General features: G+C 37.6%; 11 protein-coding genes. All 11 read right to left on the bottom strand.

Annotated features, from left to right (window positions below; genetic code table 11):
• Positions 1-127: 127 nt before the first annotated feature.
• Complete coding sequence (locus Q1A47_RS18095; protein WP_121603951.1) at positions 128-1,030, bottom strand: M23 family metallopeptidase; 903 nt, start codon at positions 1,028-1,030, stop codon at positions 128-130.
• 165 nt (positions 1,031-1,195) lie between these two features.
• Positions 1,196-2,410, bottom strand: coding sequence for a stage II sporulation protein D (spoIID, locus tag Q1A47_RS18090; RefSeq protein ID WP_166530112.1), 1,215 nt, complete (start codon positions 2,408-2,410; stop codon positions 1,196-1,198).
• Between the two features lie 190 nt (positions 2,411-2,600).
• A complete protein-coding gene (locus Q1A47_RS18085) occupies positions 2,601-3,035 on the bottom strand; it encodes a GNAT family N-acetyltransferase (RefSeq protein WP_121603952.1) in 435 nt (144 codons plus the stop codon).
• A 75-nt stretch (positions 3,036-3,110) separates the two neighbouring features.
• Entirely contained in the window at positions 3,111-4,115 is a 1,005-nt protein-coding gene (locus tag Q1A47_RS18080) for an ABC transporter ATP-binding protein (protein WP_026682418.1), read from the bottom strand.
• Positions 4,108-5,070, bottom strand: coding sequence for a C40 family peptidase (locus Q1A47_RS18075; protein WP_246484624.1), 963 nt, complete (start codon positions 5,068-5,070; stop codon positions 4,108-4,110). The genes Q1A47_RS18080 and Q1A47_RS18075 overlap by 8 nt, the downstream gene beginning before the upstream one ends.
• Before the next feature lie 257 nt (positions 5,071-5,327).
• Positions 5,328-6,245: an LD-carboxypeptidase gene (locus tag Q1A47_RS18070; RefSeq protein ID WP_026682416.1), complete on the bottom strand. Its 918-nt coding sequence runs from the start codon at positions 6,243-6,245 to the stop codon at positions 5,328-5,330.
• Between the two features lie 92 nt (positions 6,246-6,337).
• Positions 6,338-7,978: a peptide ABC transporter substrate-binding protein gene (locus Q1A47_RS18065; RefSeq protein ID WP_166530110.1), complete on the bottom strand. Its 1,641-nt coding sequence runs from the start codon at positions 7,976-7,978 to the stop codon at positions 6,338-6,340.
• A 24-nt stretch (positions 7,979-8,002) separates the two neighbouring features.
• Entirely contained in the window at positions 8,003-9,007 is a 1,005-nt protein-coding gene (locus Q1A47_RS18060; RefSeq protein WP_026682414.1) for an ABC transporter ATP-binding protein, read from the bottom strand.
• A gap of 8 nt (positions 9,008-9,015) precedes the next feature.
• Positions 9,016-9,975: an ABC transporter permease gene (locus Q1A47_RS18055; protein WP_026682413.1), complete on the bottom strand. Its 960-nt coding sequence runs from the start codon at positions 9,973-9,975 to the stop codon at positions 9,016-9,018.
• A gap of 1 nt (position 9,976) precedes the next feature.
• Positions 9,977-10,909, bottom strand: a complete 933-nt coding sequence (locus Q1A47_RS18050) for an ABC transporter permease (RefSeq protein WP_026682412.1) — start codon at positions 10,907-10,909, stop codon at positions 9,977-9,979.
• Between the two features lie 12 nt (positions 10,910-10,921).
• Positions 10,922-11,746, bottom strand: coding sequence for a M55 family metallopeptidase (locus tag Q1A47_RS18045; protein ID WP_026682411.1), 825 nt, complete (start codon positions 11,744-11,746; stop codon positions 10,922-10,924).
• Positions 11,747-12,150 lie beyond the last annotated feature (404 nt).

Raw genomic sequence — 12,150 nt, 5'->3', positions numbered from 1 at the left:
CCAATATACATCAAACATTTCAAAATAACTACTTGGCTTAAAGCAGTCATTGCGCTGATTTTATACTTTCTTAACTTTTAAGAAAAAACCCAGCTGTGAGAGCTGGGTTTATATGTTTACACTGTTCTTATGCACTTTCGGAAGCATCAGATGTAGCATCCGAGTCTTGCTCATTTTGCTTTTGCTCATCGTTTACATCAGATCCTGAGTCTTCCTCGTTATTCTCATCTTCCTTCGGCTGCTCTTCGGAAGTGTCATCTACCTGTTCATTTTCTTCCTGTTTACCTTCTTCATCTGCAGAATTCTCCGCATCCTCTGTAGACTCCGCTTCTTCAGAAGCTTCCTCTGTAATGCTATGAAGAGCACTAACTGGTTGATTAAAGAATGCTTCTGGATTAACTTTGTTGCCATCTTTTCTTAATTCAAAATAGACATGTGTTCCACTGTCCTTACCAAATACATTTTTACCTGCTGTACCAAGCTTATCACCCTGTTTTACTTCTGCACCTTTTTTCACACTTACTTCTTCAAGGCTAGCATAGTATGTCATTACCTCATTCTCATGTGAAAGTATGACAACATTACCAAGCAATGGGTCCTTTTTTACTTCTTGTATTGTCCCACTCAGTGCTGCAACTACATCAAATGTCTCACCATTTGCTGATGCAATATCTACACCATCACTTTGGTAGTATTTGTTGTTATACAGAATTAAAGCTTTCTCAAGTTCCTCTTGTTCTGCATCAGGATCATAAAATTTAGTTACGATTTCTGCTTCTTCTTGGTTTGTTACTGGCATTTGAATAACCTCTTGCTGATCCAAAACTGGTTCTGCTTCTTGATCATGAGATGGAATATATTCACCATTCTCTTCCTGTGCGTCTGGAACTTGATTATCCATATTTTGATACCATACTACAACAGATAACAATACAGCGGCAATTGTTAAATAAACAGCTGGAAAAAACCACTTCTTGCGAAAAATTCGGCTCCACTTATTTTTTGAAGCACCTTTGTTTTCCTCTTTCATAAGATCATCACCTCAACAACCATTCTGATCAGAAAAAGGAATTTCTATACATTTTCAAAAAAATATTTTGAGAATTAATGCATTTTTTATAAAATAATGGGGAAATTAAATGAATTTATGAATTCATGATAACTGGAAAAATGATACATGCATAAAAACCCCCGCTTATTTTGCAACGAGGGTTGGAGCTATATTATCTACAGTACTTATTTGTACATTCTGATAATAATATTGCACAATATCTTTATATGATTTTCCGTCTTTAGCCATTCCATTTGCGCCATATTGACTCATGCCTATTCCATGGCCAAAGCCTTTCGTAGTAAAGATAAAATGATTGTTTTTTTGCTCTACCGTAAAATCACTTGATCGTAAATCTAGCTTCTCACGTATATCCCTTCCTGAGAATTTTTGTCCAGCAATTTCTATCTCCTCTACTCGTTTACTATCGGTTCGTGTTAATTGAATGGGTAACGGAGTTTTATTAGAAAAATCTAGCTCTAGTGCTTTTTCTAATTGATCAGAGGAGAATGTCTTTTGATCTAAATATTTTGGAGATTCTTTATCCCAAGGACTAGCAACACTCCTTAAATAGGGAAGTTCATTTTCCCAGTAATCCTCGGAATTCTCTGTATAACCATTACTCGTTGAAAAAAATGCGGGAGTAATTGGTGCATCTTTATACGTTAATATTTCTCCCTCTGTTTCGAGCACCGCTTTCTTTACTTTATTTATCTTCCAATTAAAGTCACTTCCCCATTGCTTTTGAAGCTGATACTCATCTTTGTATACTTGATGCTGCACCGTATCTGTAACATCTGATTTCTTTGACTCTTCCTCATTACCATGAAGCTTATAGTTTACTATATATGTTCTTGCAGCAAGAGCCTGTGCCTTCAGTGCCTCTTTCTCAAAATCTGCAGGCATCTCTGAGGCCACTACTCCAACAACATATTCTTCTAGTGGAATACCTTCCACTTTATCGGAAGCCGACCTCATTACCGATACTGAAAAGGGAGAGGAGCCTAATTCAACTTGTGCTGTAGTTTCATTCTCTATAGGGGTAGCTCCTTCTTGCTGATTTCCCTTGGCAAATGGAACAACAATTAATGTTGGAACAACCAAAATGATTATTATTAAAGTAGACAATAGGAACATCACAGGAATTTTCCACTTTGATGGCTGCTTTGGTGGTTTTGTTAAAAAATACGGCTTTTTAGATTTAATCGGTAAGAGCTTGTTTTTAACAGGCTGCTTACTAGGAAGCTTTTTGTTTTTATACGAGGCTCGTTGCTTCTCTTTAATTTTCTTTAACAATGAAGAATTACGCTTCTTCCAATCTTTCAGCCCGCTCTTTTGTTGGTATTGGCTTTTTTTCATTACCTTCCCCCTTCCAAGTCATTTAATCTAGCATTCCTACTATTAAATCTATACACCGAATGAAAACAATAGAACCTAAAAATAAAAAACCTGAGACGCTCTCAAGTTTTCCAATAATTCTAATTATTGATAAATGCCTTCTCCTTACCTATACATTAATATATCTAGGTAATTCCATTAGTTATATTTCTCAGAATGACGATTTAAAGACATAGCTTACTTTTTCATAGTTCATTATGTTTTCATAAAATCGATGGGCAGCATCCCTTTGAATACCTGATGATAAAGCAATTGTTTTGTATTTATTTTCTTTAGCCCATTGATGAACATACGTGAGTAATTTCTCCCCATATCCCATTGATCGTTTATCATCATCAACAACCAAATCACAAATCCAGACGAATTTTCCGTAATATAACGTGATCATTGGCTTGAATCCGATAACTCCAACTATCTTTCCTAGCTCAAGTAATGCCATCAATTTATAGTGATCATATTTCATGGCGTCTATAACTAAGCTTTTATATGTCTGCTCATCTAGATGTGTTCTTAATTGTTTCATTATGGGATATGCTTCCATAATTTCAGTAGTTGTATTTAGTTCCTTCACACTTATTGAATTCATTCTTCAACTCCTAATTCTATGACCTAAATAAAGTAGGGTCTTGCTGCCGTTTATATGTGGGATAAAACGATTCCATTAGTTTCTGATTAAGCTCTTAACAGGTTCTTTATTTTCCACTGTTTCATCATATAAGTGACATGCTACATAGTGATCTTGTGTTACCTCTTGCCAAGCTGGCTTGGTCTTGGAACAAATCTCCATTGCCATTGGGCAACGCGTTCGAAAAACACAACCAGATGGAGGATTAATCGGGCTCGGCAACTCACCTTTTAAAATGATCCGCTCTCTTGCTTCTTCAATATCCGGATCCGGAATGGGAATTGCTGAAAGCAGTGCTTTCGTGTAGGGGTGAAGTGGATCATCATACAATGTTGTACTTTCTGTGAGCTCTACTAAATGACCTAAATACATCACTCCAATTCGGTCAGAAATTTGCTTTACCATAGATAAATCATGAGCAATAAATAAGAAGGTTAATCCTTTTTGAATCTGCAACGCTTTTAATAAATTTACCACTTGCGCTTGTACAGATACATCCAATGCAGAAATCGGTTCATCGGCAATAATAAAATCTGGTTCCAGTGCTAATGCACGTGCAATTCCAATGCGCTGGCGCTGGCCACCACTAAATTCATGAGGATAACGATTTGCATGATCTCGATTAAGTCCCACCTCTTCCAAAAGTTGATAAACCCTGTTTAGTTGCTCCTTTTTATCTCTATATATGTTGTGTATTTCCATTGGTTCGGAAATTACTTCTTTAACAGTAGACCTGGGATTTAGTGAAGCGTAAGGATCCTGAAATATCATCTGCATACGACGGTAAAATTGAAATCTATCTTTCTCATTCAAGTCATGTACATTCCTACCATCATATAAAACATCTCCATCTGTCTTATCATATAGTCCAAGAATTGTACGACCAATCGTAGATTTCCCACAGCCTGACTCACCAACAAGACCGAATGTCTCTCCTCTTTTCACGTTAAATGTAACATCATTTACCGCTTGGAGAACTTGACCTTTTCCAACTGTAAAATGCTTCTTTAGGTGAAGTACTTCTAATATCTTGTCATCCATTATGATTCTCCTCTGTGTTGAGCCAATACCGCCTAGCAGTACATAACTCCTTCTCATATTTTGTGTCTTTAATCGCTATTATCTCAGTACCTTTGCCAGTTTGTGGAGAATGCAGCATTTTCCCATCTCCGTAATATATTCCAACATGGTGAATCGTACCGCTTCCTCCTTGATATGCAAAAAATAGTAAATCTCCTGGTTGTAGTTCGTCCACTCTAACTTCTATTCCATCATTAGCCTGATCTCCAGCATCTCTAGCAATTAAATAGCCATTGGCTTTGTGGGCAGCATATGCTAGACCAGAGCAATCATAGCCAAATGAACTCATACCGCCCCAGAAATAATTTAATCCTGTATAAGCTTCTACTGCTTTAACAATCGATTTTCCTGTCCCTTGTTCCAATCCATCAGATGTAGAAAAAATATGAACATCACTTAAATCTAGATAACCCTTTCCATGAGGCGTTTGCACTTGTACACGATCTTCATACACATCATGTACCGGTAAAGTGGTTAAATAGCTTAATTTAAAATCATGATTTTTGCCCTCATATGTTAGCCATGACTTATCCTTTATTACCATAGCTCTCTTTTTTTGATCCCATAGCGATCTGTCAACTTGTTTTAGTTGATGAATAGGAACCCAACCAGGATAACCCCTTTTATCTTTATAAGATGGTTGAGAAGGAATTACAACATGTGCCCATTCTCCTTTTATTTCTGTAACATAAACTTGTTCACCATACAATACTTGTGTCTGCACACGATTGTCCTCACATAAGGCAAGTTTATCCTCATAACTAAGCGTCTCTATCCATCTATCAATATCCGTCGGTGTACTTATTCCAAATGTATCAATCTCTCTACTAGAATCTGGCGAAGTCCAGACAGTTGCTACTTGAACAGATGCAACCCATTGGAACGCATCAATTTGATCAAACGTTTGTTTAGGCAAGCAAAGCGCCCCCTTTCTCTTATTTTGATAATTCCATTTGTACATATAGATAATTCATTGCTACCAAACCTGTAAAGTCCCCATGTAATCTATTGTATTGAATGATAGGTTAGCCTTCCTATTGATTTCTTTTCTCTTATAAAAGCGTTAAAATTATTTTTTGTTACATTGGTTGGCTCTAAATGAGCTACGCTACAGCTGTATATCAGGTTTAGTTTCTAGCCTATTTCAAAACCAACATTCCATTTTCCTTTTCACTATTGTACACCAGGTTTGGCAATAAGCTTTTTATCATATGAGGAAAGACACGCTTCTACCCCTAATGGAATAGCGATATGAGGCATACAATGACCAATTTTAAATCCCGAAATAACTGGAATATCTAATTTTCTAAAATAATCGTCAAACACCTTATCTAGAGGCAGTGATGGTGTTACTTTTGGCTTGGCATCAGCAAAATCACCTAAAATAATGCCTGCTGCTGTTTCTAACTTTCCAGCAAGCTTCAATTGATTAAGCATGCTATCTATCCTATAGGGCTCTTCCCCTATATCCTCTAATAATAACAATCGATTCGTAGTATCAATCTCAAACGGTGTTCCCAGCGAGCTTACTAATAGTGAAAGATTTCCTCCTACCAATTCACCATTTGCATTCCCTTCAGCAATAACATGCAATGGGGATATTTCCTCTGTATACGTATAAGTAGTTGGCTGAAAAAGCTGTTCAAACATACGTGCAGACAGATAATCAAAATCGTCATTCCCGATATCGGAGGCAAGCATCGGACCATGAAATGTGATTAGTCCTGTACGCTGTCGTATTGCAGTATGTAAATAAGTTATATCACTATACCCCCAGAATATTTTTGGTTGCTTTTTGATACAAGCAAAATCAATGTATGGTGTTATACGTGCACAACCATACCCCCCTCTTGCGAAAACAATAGCTTTAATAGCAGGGTTCGTAATCATATCCTGTAAATCTTCAAGCCGTTCACTATCTGTTCCTGCTAAATAACCGTTGCGCTTATCTATATGTTTCCCCAACTGCACACAAAGTCCCATATTTAAAAAAAAGGATATAGCTTTTTGTAAACGAGTTCGATCAGGAGGCCCAGCCGGTGCAATCACACCAATCGTATCTCCTTTCTTCAACCTTGGAGGGTGAATCATGAGCAAACCTTCTTTCTGTTCATCATGTTCTCTGGGTAAAAAAGGAAAGGGCTCAAATACAATCTAATCTGTAATTGAGCCTTCCTCATGGCTTACTGCTTATCTGTATGTTTTAACTCAAGATAACCGACCGGATGGCGCAAAAGGTTGGAGACACCTTCTTGAACAACTTCTACTTGATTATAGTATCGAATCGGAAATGCTGGCATTTCTTCTGCCAAAAGCTTCTCAGCTTTATACATATATTCCCAACGCTTTTCTTCGTCAGTTTCAGACTTAGCATTTTCAATTAATTCATCGTACTTTTCGCTAGACCAGCCAGTTCGATTCATATACGATCCTGTAATAAAGCTTTCTAAAAAATTTACTGGATCTGCATAATCAAATAAGAAGGAGCTACGAGATAGTTGGTGCTTTAATGCCTTTTGATCTTCTTGGAATACATTCCATTCTGTGTTTTCTAAATTCACTTCAACACCAAGGTTTTCACTAAACATACCTTGAAGTGACTCTGCTACTGCCTTATTTACGTCACTTGTGTTATAAGACAAGGTAACCTTTGGAAGCTCATCATATCCTTCTTCTTCCATACCTTCTTCAAGTAATTTCTTTGCCTCTTCTGGATCAAACGTTACCAATTCACCATTTACGTCACGGAAATCGTCTCCCGACGGATTTTGAAAGCCTGGCGATACAAATCCATATGCCGGTTTTACTTTATTTTTGACTACAAACTCAGCAATATTCTGACGGTTAACCGCCATCGCAAACGCTTTACGGATCTTTGCATTTTGGAAAGGCTCTTCGGTTACATTGAATCGATAAAAATCCAATCCACCTTGTTCTTCTATTTGGACATTATCTCCGTCAATAAGTTGATCAGACATCTCTGCTGGAATATCAGCTGAATCTAACTCACCACGCTCAAACATCTGGTATTCCGTATTCGTATCATTAACCATTGCCCAATGTACACCATCCAGCTTCACTGCCTCTGCATCCCAATATTCTTCGTTTTTCTTAAATACCATTTCGCTATCATGTTTCCATGACTCTAATTTAAATGGGCCATTTGCAACGAAAGATTCTGCTTCTGCATGCCATTCTGGATTTTCCTCCGCCACTTTGTGATTCACCGGAAAGAAAGCCGGGTTAGTAACAACATGCAGGAAATAACCCGTTGGATTTTCCAATTCTACTTCAAATGTCTTTTCATCAACAGCCGTTAATCCAAGATCATCAGCAGAACCTTCTCCGTTATTAAACGCCTCTCCACCTTTTATAAAGTATCCTAAAAAGGCTGCGGAAGAACCAGTTTCAGGATCTAGAAGCCTTTTCCAAGCATAAACAAAATCCTGTGCTACAACTGGATCACCATTAGACCAATTTGCATTCTCGCGTAAATAAAAGGTATATGTCTTTCCATCTTCCGATATATCCCATTTTTCAGCGATAGCTGCTTGAGGTGTATGATCCTCTCCTAATCGTGTTAATCCCTCTAGTAAGTTATTTAAAGCATTCCAAGATACTGCATCAAACCCGATTGCTGGATCAAATGATGTTGGCTCTTCCCCATTATTCAGTTGCAATATTTTCTCTCCTGTTGCCTCTTCCGTACCCTCTCCTTCTCCATCACTCTCTGGTTCTTTTCCAGCATCCTCATTCGCTGTACAAGCTGATAGTACAAAAGTGATAATAATCGTAGCTACTAATAATAGCCATTTCTTTGTCATGCTAAAGTCCCCCTTCTCGTGATATTATTTTTCGGCTGATGTAGCCAATAGCTGTTTTGCCCGATCATCCTGCATCCAGCAGTCCACTTTATGAGAATCGCTTCGTTCAGTCGTCACGGGATAAACTTTATCGCACACCTCCATCGCTAAAGGACATCTTGCTGTAAATGGACATCCTTGTGGGGGTGAGAATAAATCAGGTGGTGTACCATCAATTGGAGTCAATTTCTCTCCCTGTAAATCTAATCGTGGGACCGAATGCAATAAGCCCTTTGTATATGGATGCTGTGTCTGATAAAAAATCTCACGTTTTGTACCAACCTCAATGATTTTCCCAGCATACATAACGGCTATACGATCAGCAATTTTAGCAACAACCCCTAAATCATGTGTAATAAGTATGATCGAAACTCCAGTTACTTCCTGAATTTCATTAAACAGTTCAAGAATTTGAGCCTGAATTGTTACATCTAAAGCAGTCGTTGGCTCATCTGCAATCAGTAATTCTGGTTTACAGATTAAAGCCATCGCAATAACAATTCGTTGTCGCATCCCACCACTAAATTGATGGGGATATTGCTTCAACCGCTCTGCTGGATTCGGAATACCCACTAAGTTCATCATTTCTATCGCTTTAGATTTAGCCTGATCTCCTGTTATTTGTTGATGCTGTTGTAATCCTTCCATTAATTGTGTGCCTATAGTGAGTGTAGGATTAAGCGCAGTCATTGGGTCTTGGAATATCATAGAGATATCTACCCCACGGATTGATCTCATCTCTTTTTCAGAAAGCGTTGTTAGTTCCTTATTTTTAAAAATAATGGACCCGTTTGAAATCTTTCCTGGTGGTTCAGGTATGAGTCGCATAATGGCATTAGAGGTTACACTTTTCCCACACCCAGATTCACCAACAATAGCCAGGGTTTCACCTTTATTTAAATAAAAATTAACTCCCCTTACTGCCTTAACAGTCCCACCGTAAGTTGAAAATGTTACATGAAGGTCTTTTACTTCTAGTATTTTGTCCATCTGTTCACCTACTTCCTAAGCTTCGGATCAAGTGCATCCTGAAGACCATCACCTAATACATTAAACGCAAACATCGTAAACGAAATGAAAAATGCAGGAAAAAACAATGTCCACCAGTTTCCAGATAGAATCGCACCTAATGAATCGTTAGCCATTACTCCCCAGCTGGCAAAGGGTGCCTGGATACCTAGCCCTAAAAAGCTTAAGAAAGCTTCTGCGAAAATTGCGCTAGGAACAGTCAGAGTCATTTGTACAATAATTGGGCCCATCGTATTGGGTAATAAATTTTTCCGAATAATTCGAGGTGTCTTCGCCCCAAATGATTTGGATGCGAGGACAAATTCAAAGTTCTTAATCTGTAATACTTGGCCCCGGACAATCCTTGCCATTCCAACCCATCCAGTAACGGTTAAGGCAATTATTATTGTGCTTAAGCTTGGGCCAAGTACAACCAATAGTAAAATAACAACTAATAAGTAAGGTAGACCGTACAATACCTCAATAATTCGCATCATAATGTTATCCGTTCGACCACCTTTATAACCAGCTATTCCACCATATAAAATGCCGATGGAGAAATCGATTAAGGCAGCCATTAATCCGACAAACAAGGAGATTCTTGCACCATACCACGTTCTGGTAAATACATCTCTACCTGCATTATCTGTCCCAAACCAGTGGTCTGCTGAAGGCGGTTGGTATTGATTTGGTAAATCTTGTTTATTCACATCATAAGGTGAAATCAAAGGGCCGAATATTGAAAAAATTACGAGTACAATTAAGAAAATTAAACCTGCCATAGCTAGTCTATTTTTAACTAGACGCTTCCATGCATCCTGCCAATAGGATAACGATGGTCGGGCAACAGCTTCTGCAGCTTGATTATCTTTTTCCTTCCAATTAAACCAATCATCTGGTATGTCTGTAGGAGAATAGAAATGTTTCGAGGGTTTGTCTTTTAATTTCATACTATTCTCCTCCCTTTTTATGTAACTTAATTCGCGGATCAAGAATACCGTACGCAAGGTCAACAAGGAAAAGCATGATAATTAAGAATGCACTATAAAATACGGTAGTCCCCATTATTACTGGATAATCTCGTTGATTAATGCTTTCAACAAAATATTTCCCCATGCCTGGAACTGCAAATATTTTTTCAATCACAAAGGTACCCGTTAATATTCCAGCAAGCAAAGTCCCCATAATGGTAACAACTGGCATTAACGCATTTTTTAATGCATGCTTGATAACGATTTTCCAAGGAGAAAGTCCTTTAGCCCGCGCCATTTTTATGTAGTCCTGTGTCAATACCTCTAGCATTGTAGATCTTGTCAAACGTGCTATGATAGCCATTGGACCAGTCGCTAACGCCGTTACTGGTAAGATCATATGTGCTGGACTTAGCCATCTTGCTACTGGGAATAGTTCATAGTTTACTGCTAGTTGTTGTATTAACAATGTTGCTAATACAAAATTCGGAATCGAAATACCCAGAACTGCAAATCCCATTGCCATGTAGTCGATTACTTTATTATGTTTGAGTGCTGCAAATATCCCTAGAGTGACTCCAGAAATAACAGCAACAATAATGGTAATAATCCCCAATTCAAATGAGATTGGAAAACCACGACCTAACATATCATTTACTGTCTGCGAAGGTTGCTTAATGGATGGACCAAAATCAAACGTTACAATTGATTTTAAGTATAGAAAATACTGTATAACATAAGGTTCATCTAAATTATAATGAGCCTCTAAGTTTGCCTGTACCGCTTCGTTTGTTCCTCTTTCACTATTAAAAGGGGAGCCAGGAATTGAAACCATTAGAATAAACGTTAATGTAACAATAATCCAAAGTGTTATCACCATGATAAGTAGCCTTTTTAGTATGTATCGTAGCATGCTTTTTCCTCCCTATGAAAATTTTGTGTTCATAGCGAGCTCCGTCATAACAAGCATCGCTTGATACGCTTCTAATATGTCTTTTGCCTGAAAAGATACAACGGTAGATTCAGGCAGTATTTGCGTTCCAGGCATTAAATTTGCCCATTCCGCCTGACCATAATTGTTAAATTCTATCTTTAATATTGGTTGTTTTGGAGGTATTAATGGCTTTACTTGATTTCGATTAGTAATGGCGTGTTTTACTTTCATTGTTAGAAGTTCACCAGCTTTTTTGGGTGTTAAACTTTTAACGGCAGACCTAGATATGGTTTCCTTTACTGTTGCAGTTGTAACATTGGGAATCAGCTCCTGTGCTTCCCTAACTGCCTGGTCATCCCCCGCTACAAAAATTATTGGGACTTGATAATAACCTGCTAAATAGGCATTTAATCCCATTTCCCCAATCGGATGATCATTAATATAAAAATTACGTACAGCATGGATCATTGCATGTGACATAACGCCAAACTGACCTGCTCGAGCATGATATCCGACAAACATTGCTCCATCATATGTATTATCTAATCCTTGCATCATGGAAAAAGGCTTTACATCACCTGTAATTAATTGAGCGTCTGGATGTAATTGGTCTATAAGTATATTATTCATTTTAGAATGACTATCATTTATTAAAATTTCTCTGCAACCTGTTTGAAATGCCGCTTCAATCACATAATTGGTTTCATCTGTCATGATTTTCCTAGCTCTATCATAGTTATGCTCATTAGAATCCACATAGGTATAATCAGGTAAACCTGTTATTCCTTCCATATCAACCGACACATATAATTTCATGATGAGTACTCCTTTTAGGTCTTTTTCAGTATTAGTAATTTTCTTTCAATTCTAACATACAGTTAATAAAATGAAAAGTCGAAATATAACGAACACAAAGAAGGTAAACGCTCTTAGGATCCTCTATTAGTAGTACTTCAACTATTGATTTATGTTACGTTTCTTCGCTCATACATTCTTTTAAATAGTAGGCAAAAGATTAGCGTAAGGAAGTGCCAAGAATAGGAAAAGGCTTGGACAAAACACAACTTCTTTACTCAAAATACGAATAATCATGTTATATTTATAAAGTGGGAGCAGTACAAGTTATATACGGGGGAAATTAGACAATAAGAAAAACGGAGCAAAATTCGCTCAGTCCTTATCACTACATGCTCAGATTTACGCTTCCTCTAGTAGCTATT

This window comes from uncultured Virgibacillus sp., from assembly GCF_947495635.1.
In the GTDB taxonomy this organism is placed as follows: Bacteria; Bacillota; Bacilli; order Bacillales; family Amphibacillaceae; genus Virgibacillus; species Virgibacillus salarius.
The sequence above is the reverse complement of the archived record's forward strand: the minus strand, read 5'-3'. Positions and strand labels throughout refer to the sequence as shown.